The sequence below is a fragment of the Ruegeria marisflavi genome (assembly GCF_025673445.1).
Classification (GTDB): domain Bacteria; phylum Pseudomonadota; class Alphaproteobacteria; order Rhodobacterales; family Rhodobacteraceae; genus Ruegeria_B; species Ruegeria_B marisflavi.
Window position 1 is genome coordinate 329,018 of record NZ_JAOVQN010000002.1, and the last position, 20,881, is coordinate 349,898.

General features: G+C 64.8%; 15 protein-coding genes. 11 read left to right on the plus strand and 4 right to left on the minus strand.

What is annotated here, in order from left to right:
- Position 1 precedes the first annotated feature (1 nt).
- The 6 genes from OEZ49_RS03530 (at position 2) to OEZ49_RS03555 (ending at position 7,581) form a co-directional block, all read left to right on the plus strand.
- Positions 2-1,621 carry an acyl-CoA carboxylase subunit beta gene (locus OEZ49_RS03530; RefSeq protein ID WP_263387025.1) on the plus strand — a complete coding sequence of 540 codons (1,620 nt, stop codon included), beginning with the start codon at positions 2-4 and terminating at the stop codon, positions 1,619-1,621.
- A complete protein-coding gene (locus OEZ49_RS03535; RefSeq protein WP_263387026.1) occupies positions 1,621-2,415 on the plus strand; it encodes an enoyl-CoA hydratase/isomerase family protein in 795 nt (264 codons plus the stop codon). Before OEZ49_RS03530 ends, OEZ49_RS03535 begins: the two co-directional genes overlap by 1 nt.
- 4 nt (positions 2,416-2,419) lie before the next feature.
- Positions 2,420-4,402, plus strand: coding sequence for an acetyl/propionyl/methylcrotonyl-CoA carboxylase subunit alpha (locus OEZ49_RS03540; protein ID WP_263387027.1), 1,983 nt, complete (start codon positions 2,420-2,422; stop codon positions 4,400-4,402).
- Positions 4,399-5,526: an NAD(P)H-dependent flavin oxidoreductase gene (locus OEZ49_RS03545; RefSeq protein WP_263387028.1), complete on the plus strand. Its 1,128-nt coding sequence runs from the start codon at positions 4,399-4,401 to the stop codon at positions 5,524-5,526. The genes OEZ49_RS03540 and OEZ49_RS03545 overlap by 4 nt, the downstream gene beginning before the upstream one ends.
- Positions 5,527-5,528: 2 nt before the next feature.
- Positions 5,529-6,320, plus strand: coding sequence for a TIGR03084 family metal-binding protein (locus OEZ49_RS03550; protein WP_263387029.1), 792 nt, complete (start codon positions 5,529-5,531; stop codon positions 6,318-6,320).
- A 103-nt stretch (positions 6,321-6,423) separates the two neighbouring features.
- Entirely contained in the window at positions 6,424-7,581 is a 1,158-nt protein-coding gene (locus OEZ49_RS03555; protein ID WP_263387030.1) for an acyl-CoA dehydrogenase family protein, read from the plus strand.
- Positions 7,582-7,763: 182 nt separating this feature from the next.
- Here OEZ49_RS03555 and OEZ49_RS03560 read toward each other — a convergent pair whose 3' ends face one another.
- On the minus strand, positions 7,764-8,645 hold the full coding sequence (locus OEZ49_RS03560) for a LysR substrate-binding domain-containing protein (protein WP_263387031.1): 882 nt from the start codon (positions 8,643-8,645) through the stop codon (positions 7,764-7,766).
- 97 nt (positions 8,646-8,742) lie between these two features.
- Between OEZ49_RS03560 and OEZ49_RS03565 the strand changes: the two genes are divergently transcribed.
- From OEZ49_RS03565 to OEZ49_RS03580, 4 genes are read left to right on the plus strand one after another with little or no spacing between them, the layout of a single operon-like run.
- Positions 8,743-9,906, plus strand: coding sequence for a pyridoxal phosphate-dependent aminotransferase (locus OEZ49_RS03565; RefSeq protein WP_263387032.1), 1,164 nt, complete (start codon positions 8,743-8,745; stop codon positions 9,904-9,906).
- 39 nt (positions 9,907-9,945) lie between these two features.
- Complete coding sequence (locus OEZ49_RS03570; protein WP_263387033.1) at positions 9,946-12,138, plus strand: dehydrogenase E1 component subunit alpha/beta; 2,193 nt, start codon at positions 9,946-9,948, stop codon at positions 12,136-12,138.
- A complete protein-coding gene (locus tag OEZ49_RS03575) occupies positions 12,135-13,172 on the plus strand; it encodes an ACP S-malonyltransferase (RefSeq protein WP_263387034.1) in 1,038 nt (345 codons plus the stop codon). The genes OEZ49_RS03570 and OEZ49_RS03575 overlap by 4 nt, the downstream gene beginning before the upstream one ends.
- A 47-nt stretch (positions 13,173-13,219) precedes the next feature.
- Positions 13,220-14,506: an NAD(P)/FAD-dependent oxidoreductase gene (locus OEZ49_RS03580; RefSeq protein ID WP_263387035.1), complete on the plus strand. Its 1,287-nt coding sequence runs from the start codon at positions 13,220-13,222 to the stop codon at positions 14,504-14,506.
- Between the two features lie 8 nt (positions 14,507-14,514).
- Here the strand turns inward: OEZ49_RS03580 and OEZ49_RS03585 are convergent, their stop codons facing one another.
- Both OEZ49_RS03585 and OEZ49_RS03590 read right to left on the minus strand, forming a co-directional pair.
- The gene (locus tag OEZ49_RS03585; protein WP_263387036.1) at positions 14,515-15,219 is read right to left on the minus strand and encodes an SDR family oxidoreductase; all 705 of its coding nucleotides are present in this window, start codon (positions 15,217-15,219) and stop codon (positions 14,515-14,517) included.
- 86 nt (positions 15,220-15,305) lie between these two features.
- Positions 15,306-16,208 carry a LysR family transcriptional regulator gene (locus tag OEZ49_RS03590; RefSeq protein ID WP_263387037.1) on the minus strand — a complete coding sequence of 301 codons (903 nt, stop codon included), beginning with the start codon at positions 16,206-16,208 and terminating at the stop codon, positions 15,306-15,308.
- A gap of 75 nt (positions 16,209-16,283) precedes the next feature.
- Here OEZ49_RS03590 and OEZ49_RS03595 point away from each other — a divergent pair, with 75 nt between their 5' ends.
- On the plus strand, positions 16,284-19,502 hold the full coding sequence (locus tag OEZ49_RS03595; RefSeq protein WP_263387038.1) for a reductive dehalogenase: 3,219 nt from the start codon (positions 16,284-16,286) through the stop codon (positions 19,500-19,502).
- 3 nt (positions 19,503-19,505) lie between these two features.
- Here the strand turns inward: OEZ49_RS03595 and OEZ49_RS03600 are convergent, their stop codons facing one another.
- Complete coding sequence (locus OEZ49_RS03600; protein ID WP_263387039.1) at positions 19,506-20,867, minus strand: MmgE/PrpD family protein; 1,362 nt, start codon at positions 20,865-20,867, stop codon at positions 19,506-19,508.
- Between the last annotated feature and the right edge of the window lie 14 nt (positions 20,868-20,881).

A 20,881-nucleotide genomic window follows, 5' to 3' on the forward strand; every position in this document is an offset into this window, starting at 1 on the left:
AATGGGCTTTGTCAGCCAAGTTGTGAAAGACAGCGAAACCTATGCCCGCAACCGCGCCGATATGCTGGCGCTGGTCGACCAGTTGCGTGCGCTCGAAGCGCGCCCCGTGGCCCTGTCCGAAGAGCGGCGCGAGCGGATGGAGGCGCGCGGCCAGATCACTCCGCGCGACCGGCTGGCGCGCCTGCTCGACCCCGGGTTGCCGTTTTTGCAACTGCACAGCCTTGCGGGCTACATGGTCGACACCTCCAACCCCGAAAAATCGGTGCCTGGCGCCTCGATAATCGTCGGCATCGGTTTCATTGCCGGGGTGCGCTGCATGATCGTGGTCGACGATAGCGGTATCAAGGCAGGTGCCATGGTCGAAATGTCCGGCGCGGCGTTTCTGAGCGCGCAGGAGATCGCGCTGAAGCAAAAGCTGCCCTTTGTCCATCTGGTCGAAAGCGCGGGCGCCAACCTGATGGAATACCGGGTGGAGTTCTGGGCCAATGGTGGCAAGCTCTTTCGCAATCTTGCCCGGTTGTCTGCTGCGGGCATCCCGAACCTCGCCGTGCTGCACGGGCCGTCAACGGCGGGCGGTGCCTATATGCCGGGGCTGGCCGATTATGTGGTCGGTGTAAAGAAAAACGGCATGGCCGCCCTTGCGGGTGCCGCCCTGGTGCATGCGGCGACGGGCGAGGTGGCGAACGACCGTGAGCTGGGCGGTTCCGAGATGCATGCCCAGACCAGCGGTCTGGTCGAATACCTGGCCGAGGACGATGCCCACGGGGTCGAGATGGCCCGCGAGGTGATTGCCGCGATTGACTGGAACAAGACGCTGCCGCCGCGCCCCGACCGCACATTCGCCGCGCCCAGTTATGATATCGAGGATATCGCGGGGCTGGTGCCGACCGACTATCGCCAGCCCTATGACGTGCGCGAGGTGGTGGCGCGGATTGTGGACGGGTCCGAGTTCCGGGATTTCAAACCGCGCTACGGTGTCTCGACCGTGTGTTTGCAGGCGGCAATCAACGGGATCGCCGTGGGGATCATCGGCAACAACGGGCCAATCGACCCGGCGGGCGCCACCAAGGCGGCGCAGTTCATCCAGCTGTGCGGGCAATCCGACACGCCGCTCGTTTTTCTCAACAACACAACTGGTTACATGGTGGGCACCGCATATGAACAGGCGGGCATGATCAAACACGGTGCCAAGATGATCCAGGCGGTGACTTCGGTCGATGTGCCGCGCATCACGCTCTACATTGGGGCGAGCTTCGGGGCGGGCAACTATGGGATGTCGGGTTATGCCTATGAACCCGATTTCCTCTTCGCCTGGCCCAATGCGACCACCGGTGTCATGGGGGGCGAGCAGGCGGCGGGCACCATGGCGATGGTGGCGCGCGCAGGCGCCAATCGCAAAGGCGAGGAGATCGACGAAGACCGTCTGGCCAAGCAATCGGCGCTGATCGCGGCGCATTTCGACCGGCAGGCGGGCGCGTTCCATACCTCGGGCCGGTGTCTGGATCACGGGGTGATCGACCCGCGTGATACACGGCGGGTGCTCGGCTTTTGCCTTGAAACAGTGCGCGAGGCGCGGGCGCGCCGGGTCAAGCCGGGCAGTTATGGCGTGGCGAGGTTCTGATGCTGCCAGTGTCCGAACACTACGAGTTGGAGCAGACGGGATCCTGGCTGACCGTCTGGCTGAACGAACCGCAGGCACGCAACCCGCTGTCGGCGGCGCGGGTGGGTGACCTGCTGACCCTGTGTGCGGCGTTGCAGGGCAGCGACCTGCGCGGCGTAGTTTTCCGCGGACGCGGCGGTGTGTTTTGCGCGGGGGGCGACCTGAAGGCGTTCCAGGCTGTGATGCAGGGCAAGGCCGGCCATGCCGATGTGGTCGCGCTCAGTCTGCAAGCGGCGGACCTGTTCGATGCCGTGTCCGGGTTGCCTCAGTTCACCGTCATGGCGGTCGAAGGCGCGGCGATGGCGGGCGGCCTGGGCCTTGCCTGTTGCGGCGACATGGTACTGGCGGAGGAAACCGCACGCTTTGCCCTGTCCGAGGTGCGGCTGGGGCTGACACCTGCACAGATTGCACCGTTTGTGGTGGCCCGGCTGGGGATGCGGACGGCACGGCGGCTGATGCTGTCGGGCGAAAGCGTCAGCGGAGAGACTGCGCGCGGTATCGGGCTGGTTGACCGGCTGGTTCCCGCAGGAAGCATGGACGTGGCTTTGGGTGATCTGCGCCGGGCCATGGCCCGGGTCGCACCGCAGGCCGTCACCACGATCAAGCGTCAGCTCTCGGGCCTGCCATACCAGTCACGCGATGAACAACGGCAATCGGCGGCCGAGGGGTTCGCCTCGGCACTGCTCTCGGCAGAGGCGCGCGAGGGCATTGCCGCATTCCTCGAAAAACGCAAACCCCTTTGGGCGGAGGGCTAAGACCATGGCATTCGACACGATACTGGTCGCCAACCGGGGAGAGATCGCGGCGCGGGTAATCCGCACGGCGCGCGCGATGGGATTGCGCACGGTGGCCGTCTACACCAGTGCAGACGCCAGTTCCCCGCATGTGGTCCTGGCCGACGAAAGTGTCTGGATCGGAGCAGGCCCGGTCGGGGACAGCTATCTTGATGCAGGGCGCATTCTCGACGCGGCCCGACGGTCTGGCGCAGGCGCCATCCACCCGGGTTATGGCTTTCTGTCCGAAAACGCGGTTTTTGCACAGGCGGTGGCCGAGGCCGGGATGGTCTTTATCGGGCCCGATGCCCGCGCCATCGCGGCGATGGGCAACAAGGCCGGGGCCAAGCGGATGATGATCGCCGCCGGCGTGCCCTGTGTGCCGGGTTACGAAGGGGCGGAGCAGTCCGACGCCGCCATGACCCGCGCGGCTAAACAGATCGGCTTCCCCCTGATGGTCAAAGCGGCGGCGGGCGGAGGCGGGCGTGGTATGCGTCTGGTCGAACGGCCCGAGGTGCTGGAGCAGACATTGATGCGCGCCCGGTCCGAGGCGCTGGGCGCCTTTGGGTCTGACGAGTTGATCCTTGAAAAGGCCATCATCGAGCCGCGCCATGTCGAGTTTCAGGTGTTTGCCGATGCGCATGGCAACGTGATCCACCTGGGCGAGCGGGATTGCTCGGTCCAGCGTCGCCACCAGAAGGTTGTCGAAGAGGCGCCTTGCCCGGTGATGACGCCAGAGTTGCGGGCCAAGATGGGGGCGGCTGCTGTGGCCGCCGCGCGCGCGGTCGACTATCGCGGGGCTGGCACGGTAGAATTCCTGCTCGACGCCTCGGGCGCGTTCTACTTCCTCGAGATGAACACACGGCTCCAGGTCGAACATCCGGTGACCGAGATGGTGACCGGTCTTGATCTGGTGGAATGGCAGATCCGCGTGGCGCAGGGCGAGGCGCTGCCGCTTGGGCAGGACGATGTGCGGCTCGACGGGTACGCGATCGAAGTGCGGCTCTATGCAGAGGATCCGGCCAACGGCTATTTGCCCGCGACAGGCCCGGTGCTGCGCTGGCAACCGGCGACGGGGGCCGGTGTTCGGGTCGATGCGGGGATCAATGAGGGGCAGGACATCTCGCCCCATTACGACCCGATGCTGGCCAAGATCATCGCCCACGGTCCCACGCGCGAGGTGGCGCGGACCAGGCTCATCCGAGCTGTGAAAGAGACCGTTTTGCTGGGCACCGCAACCAACAGTGCCTTTCTGGCCGATGTTCTGGCGCTGGCGGAGTTCGCGGCGGGTGAAGCCACAACCGGACTTCTGGCGCGCTCCTGGCCGGATGGCTATGCCGGTGCAACGAAGGATCCAGAAATGGTGGCGGTGGCGGTGGCCGTTCTGATGCAACATGACCGTGATACCGCCCTCGCGCTGGCTGGCCACATTGCCACCGACCAGCTGGGTTGGTCGAGCGCGCCGGTGTTGCCGCGCGGACTGATGCTTGCGGTTGCAGACGATATCATCTCCTGCTCTGCTGGCGCCTTTGTCGGGGGCTGGCGGATCGGCGTTGCAGGGGAAGTGTTCGACGTTTCGCTGACCACCATGGGCGCCGGATTGCGTGCCCGGGTTGGCGAGGCGACCCATGACGTGATGGCTCATATCGAGGTTGATACCGTGTTCCTCGCAACCGGTGCACTGCGGTTTTCCGCGCGCCGCCTGCGTCCCGGCGCACGGGAGGACAGCGCACAGGTTGGCGGGCGCGTCACCGCGCCCATGCCCGGGTTGGTACAGTCGGTTGCGGTCGAACCCGACACACGGGTCGGCAAGGGCGACATGCTGGCCGTGCTGGAGGCGATGAAGATGCAACACCAGATCGTTGCCCCTGTCGCGGGTTGTATCAGAACCGTGCATGTCAAGACAGGCCAGAGCCTTGCCGCCGGTGACATCATAATCGAGATCGAGGAAGAGGATACCGCCGAATGAACTCCGCACTTTGCCGCGAACTGGGGATCGAGTTCCCTCTCTTCGCCTTCAGCCATTGCCGCGACGTGGTTGCCGCCGTCAGCCGGGCCGGGGGCATGGGCGTGTTCGGGGCGGTGATGTACACGCCCAAGCAGCTCAGGACGGAACTGGAGTGGATCGACGCCAATTGTGGCGGCAAACCCTATGGCGTCGACCTGATCGTGCCAACCTCGATCCAGCGACGCCGTGCCAGCCTGACCGACGACCAACTGCTCGCCGGGTTGCCGGATGAACATCTGGCCTTTGTCGAGGCAACATTGGCCCAGGCTGGAGTTGGCAGCGACGATCTGGACGAACGCCGCCGGGCGATGCTGCATTTCTCGCATAATCTCGACAGCGGCGGGGCCGAGGAGATGCTGGATATCGCGTTCTCCTTTCCGATCCGCCTGATCGCCAATGCACTGGGCACGCCGCCGCAGATCATGCTGGACCGCGCCCGGGCCGCTGGCGTGCCGGTGGCGGCGCTTGTCGGGTCGAAAAAACACGCCGAGCGGCAAGTGGCCGCCGGTGTCGACATCCTCGTGGCTGCGGGCGGCGAGGCCGGCGGCCACTGCGGCGAAATCTCGACCATGGTGCTGGTGCCCGAGGTGGTTTCGGTCGCGGGCAACACCCCGGTGCTGGCGGCGGGCGGCATCGTCACCGGCCGTCAGATGGCGGCGGCCATGGCCATGGGGGCTTCCGGGGCCTGGTGCGGCTCGGTCTGGCTGACCACTGCCGAGGGAGAGCCAAGCCAGGTGGTCAAGGACAAGATGCTTACGGCTACGTCGTCCGACACGGTGCGGTCACGCTCGCGTACCGGCAAGACCTCGCGCCAGCTGAAATCGGCCTGGACCGAGGCATGGGAGGCGCAGGGCCCCAGCCCGCTGCCGATGCCGTTCCAGTCGCTGATCTCGGAACCAGCGCTGGCCCGGATCGAGAAACTGGCGCAAGGCGGACACCAGGGTGCGGCGGAGCTCGCCACCTATTGGGTCGGGCAGGGGGTCGGGTTGATGAACCAGATGACTTCGACCGCCGAGGTGGTGCAGGAGTTCAAGCGCGACTACCTTGAGGCCGCCGAAAGGCTGATGGCGACACTGGAGGATTAGAAATGGAACAAGCAGGCGATTTCCTGGCCGAAAGCGAGGCGCTGGATGCGGTGCTAGCGGATGTCACCGGCTCGCAGTGGGAGGTGGTGACCCAGTTCAAGGGCTGGACCCTGAACGACGTGCTGGTCCATCTGCATTTCTGGAACCAGATGGCGGACCTGTCGCTGACCGATGAGGTGGCGTTCCAGGCCCGATTGGCGGAAACCTTTGCCGGTATTGGCAAGAACGGTTTCCGCGCCACCGAAAACGCGATGATCACTGAGCGCGGTGCAGACCTGCGCACCGCCTGGCGCGCGCTCTACACCGACATGGGTCGCCGCTGGGCGGATCTCGACCCAAAACGCCGGGTGAAATGGGCAGGCCCCGAGATGTCGGTGCGCTCGTCGATCACCGCACGGCAGATGGAAACCTGGGCGCATGGCCAGGAGGTCTTTGATATCCTGGGCGCCCGGCGGCAAGACGCAGACCGGGTCATGAACATCGTGGTTCTCGGCGTCAACACGTTCGGATGGTCATACAAGGTGCATGGCCGGGCTGTGCCGGAAGCCATGCCCCGGCTGGACCTCACCGCACCGTCCGGCGCGCTGTGGAGTTTCGGCGAACCAGGCGAGAACCGGATTTCCGGCCCCGCCGTGGAATTTGCCCAGGTCGTTGCCCAGACCCGCAACATCGCGGACACGTCCTTGCTGGTCCAGGGGTCCGTTGCGGCCGAGTGGATGTCGATCGCGCAATGCTTCGCCGGTGGCGCTGAAACGCCCCCCGCCAAGGGCGCGCGTCACCAGGTGACGCGCTGACGCAAAAGGACGTTGCGTTGGATTCCCGGAACGCCGCGTCACCCCGATTGGCTTGAATCAGGCATGGGCTTAGCCTGAGCACAAATTCAGATCGGAGAATGATATGTCCCTTTTTTCCAGCACGGCGGCCTGGGTCACAGACGAACATCGCATGTTCGCCGAAGCGGCGGGCCGGTTCCTCGATGACGAACTGGTTCCCAATATCGAGACCTGGGTCGACAATGGCGTGGTCGATCGCGACTTCTGGCGCAAGGCAGGCGAGACCGGGCTGATGGCGGGTGCCATCCCCGAGGAATTCGGCGGTGTCGGCGGCGGCATGGGCTTTGACGCGGTCACCATCTATGAACAGACCTCGCGCGGGGATGCGGGCTGGGGCTATGGCATCCAGTCGATCGTCACGCACTACATCACCGCCTATGGCAGCGAGGAGCAAAAGGCCAAATGGCTGCCGAAGCTCGCTTCGGGAGAGATGGTGGGCGCCATCGCGATGACCGAACCGGGCACCGGCTCGGACCTGCAGGCGGTGCGCACCACCGCCGAGAAGGACGGCAATTCGTACCGGATAAACGGCTCCAAGATATTCATCACCAACGGCCAGACCGCCGATCTGATCATCGTGGTGGCCAAGACCGACAAGACGCTGGGGTCCAAGGGCGTGTCGCTGATCGCGCTCGAAACCGAAGGCGCAGAAGGCTTCCGCCGGGGCCGCAACCTCAAGAAACTCGGGATGAAGGCCAACGACACCGCCGAGCTGTTCTTTGAGGACGTCAAGGTGCCGATGACCAACCTGATCGGCGCGGAAGAGGGGCATGGGTTCTACCAGCTGATGAAACAGCTGCCCTGGGAACGCCTGACCATCGGCATCATGGCGCTGGGCGCCATCGACTTTGCCATCGCCGAGACGGTGAAATACGTGCAGGAGCGCAAGGCCTTTGGTCAGCGGGTGATGGATTTCCAGAACACGCGTTTCAAGCTGGCCGAATGCAAGACCAAGGCCGAGGTGCTGCGCAGTTTCGTCAATGACTGCATCGGTCGGCTGGAGGCCGGGCAACTCGATGCCGCCACCGCCTCGATGGTGAAATATTACGGCTCCGAGGTGCAGAACGAGATCATGCATGAATGCCTGCAACTTTTCGGCGGCTATGGGTTCATGATGGAATACCCGATCGCGCGGCTTTATGCCGATGCGCGGGTTCAGATGATCTATGGCGGCACCAACGAGGTGATGAAGGAACTGATCGCCCGTTCCCTGGACGTCTGACCCGTTCGCAATCAAATTGTGCGCCTGCGGCGCGCTCGATCCTTTGTTGAGGGACGCTGTCCCTCAAACTCCCTGGAGTATTTGCAACCAGAAAGAAGCCAGAGCTGGATTTGCGCTTCTTTCTGGTCTGAAATACTCCGGGGTGAATTGCCCGCAGGGCAAGAGGGGCAGCGCCCCTTTTCTTATGTAAATGCCTCTTGCAGCCATGCCCGGAACGAGGCGAGCGGCGGCGCGATCATGCGCTCCTTTGGCCAGACCAGATAATAGCTCCCCAGGCTCACGGCGGGTCCGTCACAGGCAGTGACAAGCCGCCCGCTGACCAGATCATCGGTGACCAGATAGCTGGGCAGCAGGGCAACGCCCAGCCCGTTGGCCACCGCCGGGATCATGGTCGAGAACTGGTCGAACAGCATACCGCGCAGCCCCGGCGCGGCGAGATCGTGCGCTGCAAACCAGCACTCCCAGGCATCCGGGCGGGTGTCGAGATGCAAAAGCGGAGCCGTGCGCAGCCAGCCGGGGTCGTCGGTGGCTTGCCGCAAGTCAGGAGCGCAGACCGGCAAAACCTCCTCGCGCATGATTTTGAGATAGTCGACTCCGGCCCAGTCGCGCCGCCCGAAATGGATGGCGGCATCGAAGGGTTCACTGGCAAAGTCGAAGGGTTTCAGCCGGGTGCTGAGATTGACCGACACTTCCGGGTGGCGGCGGGCGAAATCCTGCAATCGCGGCGCCAACCAGTGCATACCGAAGGCAGGCAGGATCGACAGGCTGAGCGTGCCGCCGCGAGGATTTGCCTTGAGCTTGAGAGAGGCCTGCGCCAGCTGGGTCAGCGCGGCGCGGGCGGTCTGCACATATTCCTGCGCCGCAGGCGTCAGGTGGAGCCGCACCCGATCGCGTTGGACCAGTTCGACGCCCAGCTGCTCCTCCATCGTCTTCAGCTGGCGGCTGATGGCGCTTTGGGTCAGGGCCAGTTCCTCGGCGGCGGCTGAGGCGCTGCCCAGCCGATCGACGGCCTCCAAAGCCAGCAGGGAGGAGATCGAGGGGAGAAAGCGGCGGGGGGCAATCACTTGAGTTTTCCTCATAGCTTTTGACCGGAATATCACTGGTTTTTTGCATGATCTAGCGCGATCTATTGCGGGAAACTCCTGATGGTGGGGAATGGTTATGAATATCTCCGGTGATACTGGTTTTCGGCGGGCGGGCAGGTTCGATGGGATCGAGCTGTCCGAGATCGTGCAGATCTCGGAACGGGCAGCGCAATTGCGGGCCGCTGGCGCCGATATTGTCGCGCTCAGCACCGGAGAGCCGGATTTTCCGACCCCGAATCATGTGATTGAGACCGCCCATCAGGCTGCGCTGGCAGGGCAAACCCGTTATCCTGCCACTGCGGGTACCCCGGCACTACGCGAGGCCATTGCCACCGAGGCCGGGGTGGAACCTGCCAATGTGATCGTTTCTACCGGGGCCAAACAGGTGCTGGCGGGTGCGTTCCTCGCCACGCTCGACCCGGGAGATGAGGTGATCACCACCGCGCCGTTCTGGACCAGCTATGCCGATATGGTGCGGCTGGCGGGGGGCGTGCCGGTGGTGCTGAACTGTCCGGGTGAACAAGGGTTCAAAATCACGTCCGCGCAGTTGGAGGCGGCGATCACCCCGAGTACGCGCTGGCTCTTGCTCAACACGCCATCGAACCCCACCGGCGCCATCTATTCTCAGGCAGAGTTGCATGCGCTGGGCGCGGTGCTGGAGCGTCACCCGCATGTCTGGGTGATCTCGGACGAGATTTACCAGCATCTGGCCTATGTGCCCTTTACCCCCTTTGTGCAGGCGGTTCCGGCGTTAGCGGATCGCACCCTGATCGTGAACGGCGTGTCCAAGGCCTATTCCATGACCGGTTGGCGCATCGGTTGGGGGATCGGCCCGGCGCCGCTGATCAAAGCGATGGTGGCGGTGCAGGGGCAGATCACCTCGGGCGCCTGTTCCATCGCGCAGGCGGCGGCGCTGGCCGCGCTGACCGGGCCGCAGGACCTGCTGGCCGAGCGGCGGGCCGAGATGCGGTCGCGGCGCGACCTGGTGGTTGCCGGGTTGAATGCGGCGGGGCTAGAGTGTGCGCTGCCGGACGGCGCGTTCTATGTGTTCCCCAAGACACCCGCGCGGATGCCGGTCGATCATGAATTCTGCCACTATCTGCTGGACAAGGCCGGGGTGGCACTGGTGCCGGGGCGGGCCTTTGGCATGTCGGGGCATTTGCGCCTCTCCTTCGCTTATGCGAGGCAGAGCCTGGAAGAGGGGCTTGCCCGTATCGCCCGCGCCGTCGCCGTGTTGTAACAAGGGGCATTGACCCCAAGCATTAAAGAAGGCCGAGCCATGGACCGCGCCCAGATCGTACATGAGAACTTCCTGAGCCGGGTGGCTGCGGGCGACCTGCCCAAGGGCGCGCCGCCGCGCCCGGGCTTGACGCAGGCGCAGGCGGTGTCGCTTTACCGCTCGCAGGTGCTCAGCCGGGCGCTCGACCGGACCAGCCGGGCGATGCAGAAGGCGGGGCAGGGGTTTTACACCATTGGTTCCTCGGGCCATGAGGGGATGGCAGCGGTGGCGCAGGCCCTGCGCCCGACCGACATCGCCTTTCTGCATTATCGCGATGCGGCGTTTCAGATCGCGCGGGCGGAACAGGTGCCGGGTCAGCAGATCGCCTGGGACATGCTGCTCAGCTTTGCCTGCTCAAAGGAGGACCCGACCTCGGGGGGGCGGCACAAGGTGCTGGGGTCCAAGGCGCTGATGATCCCGCCGCAGACCTCGACCATCGCCAGTCACCTGCCCAAGGCGGTGGGCGCGGCCTATAGCCTGGGCGCGGCGCGGCGGCACCCGCCCGAACACCGGCAACTGCCCGAGGACGGGATTGCCATGTGCTCCTTTGGCGATGCCTCGGCCAACCATTCCACGGCGCAGGGCGCGATCAACACGGCGGGCTGGACCAGCGTGCAGTCGATCCCGTTGCCGCTCTTGTTTGTCTGCGAGGATAACGGGATCGGTATTTCGACCAAGACGCCACGGGGCTGGATTCAGGCCTCGATGGAGCATCGGCCCGGCATCCGCTATTTACAGGCCAACGGGCTGGATATCTACGAAACCTATGCGGTGGCGCAAGAGGCCGCCGAGTATGTCCGTACCCGCCGCAAGCCTGCGTTCCTGCATCTGAAAACCGTGCGGCTCTATGGCCATGCCGGGGCGGATGTGCCGACCACCTATCTGACCCGCGCCGAGGTCGAGGCCGAGGAGGCCATGGACCCGCTGCTGCACAGCGTGCGGCTGCTCGCCGAGGACGGCGCGCTGTCGCCTTCGGAGGCGCTGGCGATCTATGAACAGACCTGCGCCCGCACCGACCGCATCGCGGCCGAGGCCGCGACCCGTCCGCATCTGGCCAATGCGGGTGAGGTGGCGGCCAGCCTGATCCCGCCGAAGCGGGACTGCAAACCCACCAATGGCCCCGGCGCCGAGGCGCGGGCCGCCACCTTTGGTGGCGACATGCGCGCCCTGGACGAGCCGCAGCCGATGAGCCGCCTGATCAACTGGGCGCTGACCGATCTGATGCTCGAACATAGCGAGATCGTCTGCATGGGCGAGGATGTGGGCCGCAAAGGGGGCGTCTATGGTGTGACCCAGAAGCTGCAACAACGCTTTGGCCCCGACCGGATGATCGACACGCTTCTGGACGAACAGTCCATCCTGGGGCTGGCCATTGGCATGGGGCATAATGGGTTCCTGCCGATCCCCGAGATCCAGTTCCTCGCCTATTTGCACAATGCCGAGGATCAGATCCGGGGTGAGGCCGCGACGCTGCCGTTCTTCTCGAACGGGCAGTTCACCAACCCGATGGTGCTGCGCATCGCGGGGCTGGGGTATCAGAAGGGGTTTGGTGGGCACTTCCACAATGACAACTCGCTGGCGGTGCTGCGCGACATTCCCGGCGTGATCATCGCCTGCCCCTCGACCGGGGCGGATGCGGCGCAGATGCTGCGCGAATGCGTGCGGCTGGCGCGCGAGGAGCAGCGGGTGGTGGTGTTCCTCGAACCCATCGCGCTCTATCCGATGCGCGATCTGCACGGGGCGCAGGATGGCGGCTGGATGACAACCTATCCCTCGCCCGACCGGCGCATCGCCTTGGGCGAGGTCGGCGTGCATGGCGACGGCACCGATCTGGCCATCGTCACCTATGGCAATGGCCACTACCTGTCGCAGCAGGCACTGCCCGAGATCGAGGCGGCAGGGGTCAAGGCGCGGATCATCGACCTGCGCTGGCTGGCGCCACTGCCCGCCGAGGCGCTGCGCGCGGCCACGCGAGGCTGCAAACACGTGCTGATCGTTGACGAATGCCGCCGCACCGGCAGCCAGTCCGAGGCGCTGATGACTTTATTCTGCGAAGAAAGTCGCGCCCCCGCAACCGCCCGCGTGGTAGCCGAGGATTGCTTCATTGCCACCGGCCCGGCCTACGCCGCCCCGCTACCGTCAAAGGACGGCATCGTGGCCGCCGCGCTGTCCCTGACCGGAGCTGCAAAATGACACGTACCGCTGTCGTGATCTGCCCCGGCCGGGGCACCTATAACAAACCGGAACTGGGTTATCTGCACCGCCACCACGGCGCCCGGATGCAGATGTTCCACGCCTTTGACGCCATCCGGGCCGAAGCGGGGCAGGAGGCGGTGACCACGCTGGACGGGGCCGAGCGGTTTACGGTCGGCAAATACTCGCGCGGCGATGTGGCCTCGCCGCTGATCTATGCCGCCGCGCTGGCCGATGCGCAGGCGCTGGCCGAGGATATCGAGGTGGTTGCCGTCACCGGCAATTCGATGGGCTGGTATATTGCGCTGGCCGCCGCCGGGGCACTGCGTCCGGAAAACGGGTTCCGGGTGGTCAACACTATGGGCACGCTGATGCAGGAACGGTTGATCGGCGGGCAGCTGGTCTATCCTTTCACTGGCGAGGATTGGTCGGACGACCCGGCGCGCAAGGCGGCGCTGCTGGCGGATGTGGCGCGGATCGACGCGATGCCGGGGCATGACCTGGCGCTGTCCATCGATCTGGGGGGCATGCTGGTTCTGGCCGGAAACGAGGCCGGCCTGTCGGCATTCGAGGCTTTGCTACCGGTGGTACAGGAACGCTTTCCGATGCGGCTGGCCAATCACGCGGCTTTTCACACCCGGTTGCAGGCGCCGGTTGCCGCCGAAGGTCGGCAACGGTTGGGCGCCGACCTTTTCATCCAGCCCAGCCGCCCGATGATAGACGGGCGCGGCAAGATCTGGTGGCCCGGCGCCACCGACACCGGGGCGCTGTGGGACTATACGCTGGGCCATCAGGTGACCAAACCTTATGATTTCACCCGCGCCGTGCAGACCGCCGCGCGCGAGTTCGCCCCCGATCTATTCATCGTCACCGGCCCCGGTGCCACTCTCGGCGGTGCTGTGGCGCAATCGCTGGTGCTGGCAAATTGGCGTGGCATGGGCGACAAGGAAGCGTTTCAGGCGCGGCAGGCCGAGGCGCCCTTGCTGGTGGCGATGGGGCGCGACGACCAGCGCGGGCTGGTTTGCGCGGGCTGAGATTTCAAGACCAACATCCCGGCGAACCGGGAAACACGCGGTGAATTATGGCGAAGGTTTCGGAAAACGACAGCAATCTCTGGCACAAGACCTGCACCGAACGTGTCTCGGCGCCGCCGCTGAAAACCGACACAACCGTCGATCTGGTCATTGTCGGGGGTGGGTTCACCGGTGTCTCGGCCGCCCTGCATGCAGCAGAAGCCGGGGCCAGCGTTTGCCTGCTTGAGGCAAGTGAGATCGGATATGGTGGCTCTGGCCGCAATGTCGGGTTGGCCAATGCCGGCCTTTGGCTGCCGCCGGATGACATTTGCGCGCATCTGGGGCAGCAGGCCGGCGACCGGCTGATCGCTTTGCTGGCCGGTGCTCCGGCCTATGTCTATGACCTGATCGCGAGACATGACATCGCGTGTGAACCGATGCGCAATGGCACCCTGCACTGCGCCCATTCCGCTGCCGGTCTGGCCGACTTGCGGAAACGGCACGCGCAGCTTGCCGCGACGGGCGCACCGGTCGCGTTGATTTCGGCTGGGGAAACCGCGAAGCGCACCGGGTCGGATGCGTTCCACGGCGCGCTTTTCGATCCCCGGGCCGGAACCATCCAGCCCTTGGGTTATGTCCGGGGTCTGGCGCGCGCGGCTCAGGCGGCTGGTGCTCAGGTGCACGGCAATAGTCCGGTGGTCGAACTCAGCTATCAAAACGGTACCTGGTCAGCGCGAACCCCGGGGGGCACGGTTCGGGCGCGGGCATTGATCCAGGCCACGAATGCCTATCACCTGGGATTGAACACCCATGTACCGGCCTATGTGCCGGTCCACTACTTCCAGTACGCCACCGCGCCCTTGCCTGACAAGTTGCGGGCAACCATCCTGCCGGGCGGCGAGGGGTGCTGGGATTCAGCTCTGGTCATGTCTTCGTTCCGGATGGACGCGGCGGGGCGCATGATCATCGGGGCCATGGGCGATCTGGGGCACGCCGCGAGTGGCATTCATACCGCCTGGGTGCGCCGCAAGCTGGCGCAGCTGTTCCCGGTGCTGTCGGATCAGCCGTTACAGATGGGCTGGCACGGGCGGATCGCCATGACCTCGGACCATATCCCCAAGATTACACGACCGGGCCCCAATGCGCTGGCGGCGCATGGCTATTCCGGCCGGGGCATCGGCCCCGGAACGCTGTTCGGCAAGGGCATGGCCGAGGCCTTGATCAGCGGCGACGAAGGCAAACTGCCCCTCGCCGCCGTCGAAGACCATGCCGAGCGTATGACGGGCTTGCAGCAGGCTTACTTCGAGACCGGCGCCACGCTGATGCATCTGATCAAGGCGCGGATCGGGTATTGACCGAAGCGTCAGACCGAACGGGTTATGCCGCCATCGACGCGGATGTTCTGCCCGGTGATGTACCCACCGCCCTCTGATGCCAGCAAGGCGATGACCGAGGCGATCTCGTCATAGCTGCGGCCGTAACGCCCCATCGGGATTCGGCTGCGGAACTCTTCCTTTTCCGGAAGGCTGTCGATGAAGCCGGGCAGGATATTGTTCATGCGGATGTTCTGGGCGGCATATCGGTCGGCGTAAAGCTTGCAGAATGCGGCCAGACCGGCCCTGAACACGCCCGAGGTGGGAAAGACCGGATCGGGTTCGAACGCGGCGAAGGTCGAGATATTGATGATCGAGCCGCCCCCCTGCGCCTGCATGACCGGGGTAACCAGCCGGGTCGGGCGCACGGCGTTGAGGAAATAGACCTCCATCCCCCGGTGCCAGTCTTCGTCCGAGAGATCCAGAATGGGTGCGCGTGGCCCGTGTCCGGCCGAGTTCACCAGAACGTCTATCCTGCCCCAGCGCTCCATCGCCGTGTCGACCAGCCGCTGCAAATCGTCGTTCGACTGGTTGGAACCGGTCACGCCCAGCCCTCCCAGGTCGGCCGCCAAGGCCTCACCCTTGCCGGACGAGGACAGGATGCCGACGCGGAAACCGTCGGCGGCCAATCGGCGTGCGGCGTCCGCGCCCATGCCGCTGCCGCCGGCGGTGATCAACGCAACTTTGTCTGTCATAGCCAAACTCCATTTGGACGATGATCCAGCATAGCCAGTTGGACCCCAATGGGCCAAGACTGTTCCGGGTTCCTGGGTCGCGCCTTCTAGCTCTGAAGCCGTGCCGCGATTTCCTCGACCCGGGCACGTAGCCAAAGGTGCGCCGGATCCGAGGCTGAGCGCTGGTGCCAGACCATGTAGATCGACACCGGGGGGCACTGAAACGGCAGCGGGGCGCAGTCCAGGGTCGCCAACGGCCCGCGCTTCATCAGCGCGGTGTCGGTTGAGATCAGAGTGCTGCCTTTGACAAAGGCCGGGATGGCATTGAAATGCGGCAGGATGACTGTTGGGGGGCGGATCTGACTCTGATCCACACCCTGCATGACCGCGCGCGCGGTGCGTCCGTCGGGAAAGCGCACCTCGACATGGTCGGCAGCACAGTACTCTTCCCAACTCCTGGGCGGTTGCCCTTGGGTGGCGTCGTGGAACATCATAAGTGGGCTTGAAAACAGCCGTTTCTGAAAGATGTCTGGCCCGTCCGGCGGCAGAGGTGTCAGCATCAATTGACAGCGGTCGCTGCGCAACAGGGCCGGATCGGGCACGCCCGAAGGGACGAAGCCAAGGCTCAGCCGCACCCCTTCGGCGCGGGCATGGTGCAGCAGTTCGGGAAAAATCAGCTCGCGTTGCAGATCGTTGGCGGCGATGTCGAAATGCATCGCTTCGCCCAGCGGGTCAAAGGGGCGGGCATCGGTCAGCGATTTGATCCCGTCCAGGACCCGCTGCACCGGCTCGCGCAGGGACAGCGCCCGTTCGGTGGGCGTCAGCCCCTGGCCCGAGCGCACGAACAGCGGATCACCCAGCACGACACGCAGCTTGGCCAGCGTATGGCTGACCGCCGATTGAGTCACCCCCAGCCGGTCTGCCGCGCGCGAGACCGAGCTTTCTTCGAGGATGACAAGAAAGCACCGCAGCACCTTGCCGTCGAGATCGGTGAAATCGAAATTTCTCATGAGGTTTATGACTAAACATGAATGGTTTTGCTGTCCATTCCGCGCTACGTCGAAAAGGCAGTCAGGAGGCGCAGGATGGGTATTCGCTTTTTCGCGGACCGGGACCGGCCCGTGCATATGGGTCCCTATCCGCTGGAGCGGCTGGCCCGGCGCGACGGCGCGGCGGAATTGGCTGACGTTCCCGGCATGCCCGCGCTCAACTTTCACCGGCCCGAGCGGCCCGAGTGCATCGTCAACGCGATGGGCGAGTTTCAGGCGATGCTGGATGCGATCCGCAACGGGATCGTTAATCCGGCGCGGGCGGACATCCCAACCGATCCACAAGAGCGCGCCAACCATCTGAAAGCATTCGGGTATTTCAACGACGCTTCAATGATCGGCTGCGGCCCGCTCCCGGCCGAGGCGCTGTTGCCGGTGCCTCGGCGCAACACTGATATCGACCGGCTGGCCGAGGCGCTGCGGACGCGCCAGACCAAGACACTGGCCTCGGGCATCGACGTGATCATGGCGGACCTGAAAGAGAGCATGGAGGCAGATCCCACCGGTATCGACAGCCACCGCCATGCCATAGTGTTTCTCTATGAACACAACCGCGATCCTGCACCGGAGGAGCCGGGAAGCGATTGGATCCTTGATGCGCAGGATCATCGCGCCTGTTTGCTGGCCACAGAAAATGCGGTGGTAATTGCAAATTATATCAGACTGTTAGGGTTCGATGCGCGAGCGCATTCGATGACCTCTACGGATGTGGATCTTGGTCGGCTGGCGGTGGCGGCGGGGTTGGTGACAGCCGAGGAAGGTCAGTTGGTCGCGCCCTGGCTGGGGACTCGTTTCGGTCTGGCGGCGGTGACAACCGAAATGGAGATCACCCACGATGTGGCCCTTGCGCCGATGGGTGCACAACCCTGGTTCAAAACCCGGGGTCCGGCCTGGTGGCTGGGTGCTGGATTCGCAAAAAATGCAATGAACCGAGATGTTTATGCGAAACGGCGCTATGTCGACGGGGAGCATCCCTTCGAAAAGCTGAAGCGCGTCGAAACTCCGACGACCTATATCGACGAGGCCAATGTTGCCCGTGTCCCAAAGCGCGCGGATATGTTCGCGCGGGCGCAATTCGGCGACATGGGCAAGGCGTTGCAAGAGGGGGCGAAGGGCGGCCATTATGTGCGCAAGGCAGCGCCCAGTTTTGCCCAAAGACGCGCACTTGGCGCTTTTGTACTGCTTCAGGATGGCGAAAGTGCCGTTTTGTACAAACAGGAAAGCGCCGCCCGCAACGCCGCCAACCTGAAAGCGGCGAGTTATTTCCTGGGGGTCGATGCGGTCGGGCTCAGCCGCTGCCCGGAGTGGGCGTGGTACAGCCATGACGCTACTGGCGAGGTGATCACCCCGCCGCATGATCAGGCGGTCAGCATGATCATCGACCAGGGATACGAGACGATGGAGGGGTCGAGTGGCGACGACTGGATCGCGGTGGCGCAATCCATGCGCGCCTATCTGCGCTTCTCGCTGCTGGGCGGCGTGATCGCGCAGCAGATCCGCAACCTTGGCTACAAGGCCAAGGCGCATACGGTGATGGATGGCGAGGTGTTGCAGCCGCCCCTTCTACTGCTTTCTGGCCTAGGCGAGGTCAGCCGTATCGGCGAGGTGATCCTGAACCCCTACCTTGGCCCGCGCCTGAAATCCGGCGTGGTGACGACCGACATGCCGATCACCCACGACAAACCCATCGACTTTGGTCTGCAAAAGTTCTGCGAGAGCTGCAACAAATGCGCCCGCGAATGCCCGTCGGGCGCGATCACCGCCGGGCCGAAGCTGATGTTCAACGGCTACGAGATCTGGAAATCCGACAGCCAGAAATGCGCCACCTACCGCATCACCACCCAGGGCGGCGCGATGTGTGGGCGCTGCATGAAGACCTGTCCCTGGAATCTGGAGGGGATATTCGCCGAACGCCCGTTCCGCTGGGCGGCGATGACCATTCCGGCGGCGGCCCCTGCGCTGGCGCGGCTGGACGATGCGGTGGGCCATGGTGGCCTGAATGACGTCAAGAAATGGTGGTGGGACATCGAGTTGCAGGCGGACGGGGCCTATCGGCCCTCGACCCATCCGCTGAACAGGCGCGGCCTGCAAAAGGATCTGGACCTGAAATACGAGGATCAGACGCTGGCCGTCTATCCCGCACCGCTTGCACCGCATCCCTGGCCTTATCCGTTTCCGATGGATCGCGAGGCGGGGATTGCCGCCTATGAGGCGATGGTGACGGCAGACGAATACAGGTCGCGCATGTCGGCAGGGGATATGTCGGTGGTGCACCGCTATTCCGTGCCGGATGCCGAGAGCGCCCCGGTGATCCGCGTGGCGGTCAAGCGGGCCGAGAAGATGACCGGCGATGTGACGAAATACGAGTTCTCGGCGCTCGATGGTGCGCCCTTGCCGGAATGGACGGCAGGGGCGCATCTGGACGTGCTGGTCGCGCCCGAGTTCCTGCGGCAATATTCGATGTCGGGCGATCCGGCTGACCGGACGAAGTATCAGATCGGTGTCTTGCGCGAGGATGAGGGGCGCGGCGGGTCTAAGTTGATGCACCGGATCTTTGCCGAAGGGCGCAAGGTGTTCATCTCGAAACCGATCAACCATTTCGAGCTGGAGGAGGGCGCGACTCGCACCTTCCTGATGGGCGGCGGCATCGGCATCACGCCGATGATCGCCTTTGCCCATCGGTTGCACGCGCTGGGCGCGGAGTTCGAGCTGCATTATTCCGCCTCGACCCGGGCCGGGGCGGGATATCTGGCGGACCTTGCCGACATGCCGTGGGTCGGCCGGGTGCATCTGCATTTCTCGGACGAGGGCACGCGCGCCGATCTCGACACGGTGTTATCAGGCTATCAGCCCGGCTGGCATGTCTATACCTGCGGGCCGGATCGCTACATGGACGGGGTGATGCAAGCCGCCGAGCGGCAGGGGTTCCCCGAAGAGGCGCGGCATCTGGAGTATTTCTCGGTCCCCGAGCAGCCGGATTATGAGAACCATCCCTTTACCCTGAAACTTGCCCGGTCCGGTCGGGTGCTGGAGGTGCCGGCGGACAAGGACGCGGCGCAGGTGCTGAACGAGAGCGGGTTCCATGTCGACGTGAAATGTTCCGACGGGATCTGTGGCGTTTGCAAATGCGGGCTGGTCGCGGGCGAGGTGGAGCATCGCGATTTTGTGCTGTCGAAGAAACAGCGCGAAGAGGCGATCATCCTGTGCCAGTCGCGCGCGGCGGAACCAGATGGGGTGGTCGAAATCGACCTCTGAAGCTCAGGCCGGGTCCGCGATCTTATCGATGAGGTCGAGAAGGTCGGGCGCCGCGGGCCAGTCTAGCAGGGTATCGGCGAGGCCTGCGAGGCGTGGCGCGATATTGGCGGCCAGTTTGGCCTTGATCCGGTCCGCTGCAAGTGGGTTCTGCGGTGCACCAAGCGGATAGGTGCAGGTCGAGGTGAGGATCTGTCCGTCATCCAGGGTGATCACGGCCCGGTCGGGTTCCTCAGGGTCGAAGTTGAGATCCGGCCGCCGGGGGCGGAATGGGTGCACATGGGTGCGGCTGATCAGGGTGACGATCTGGGGGTCGGTCCAGGCGTCGCGCGCGGTATCGGACAGCGTCAGGTCGCCGTGAACCAGGGCCATGGCGCAGGCGAAAGGCAGGCTGAACAGGGCCTCGCCATGGTCGCGGGGCTGGTGGAACGGCAGGATCGCTGCATGCACATCGGGCAAGTGCAGGTCGAGGCGGGCGATACTCTCGGGCCGCAGACCGTCGCGCAGGCCCAGTAAGGCGGTCATCAGGCGGTGCGTGTAGCTGCAATTTGGCCAGGGCTTGAGCGCGATCCCATGTTCGCTCAGCGCCAGCGGCTGGCCAAGCCGGTCGAGCGCGTCGCGCAGGCGCTGCGGGTCGGCACCGCCGGTCAGCGCCGCAAAGCCGCGCGGGTGGTCGAGCGCATGCAACTGGCCTTCGGCCCCGGCCGCAGCCAGATAGGCGCATTCCACGGCGGCTTGCGCTGCAAAACCGGCCTGCAACGGTTTGGCGTTGCTGCCGAACTGGCAGGTGTATCCGGTGGCGCGGCTGATCGCCAGCGCCATCGCATGGGCGCTCTGCCGGGCGTCTAGGCGCATCACGCGGGCGACAGCCGCCGTAGCCCCAAGGGTGCCCAGCGTTGCGGTTGTGTGCCAACCGGCCCCGTAATGTTCAAGGTTCAGCGCTTCGCCAAGCCGGGCGATCACCTCGAACCCGGCAATGTAGGGCGCGATCAGGTCGGCACCCGTCGTCCCGGAGGGGATGCAGGCCAGCAGCGCGGGCAGGACCACCACCGTTGGATGTGTATTCCCTGGCGCTTCCCAATCGTCGAAGTCGAGTGCGTGGCCGGCGGTGGCGTTCAGGAAGGCCGCTTGCGCAGGTGCCGTGCGCTGGCCCGTGCCCAGCACCGCAACACCGCCACCGATTCCCATGGCACGAACCGCAAAGCGGGCCTTTGCGGAGACTGGCATTTCGACGCCTGCGAGGATGCAGCCGAGGCAGTCGGCCACCGCGGCGCGCAGCTGATCGTGCGAGCGGTCGTCTACCGTCAATGCCGCCTCGGCGACAAATGTGCCGAGGCGCGAGAGCGCGGGAAATGATGCATTATTCATGAGCAGCCCCGGTC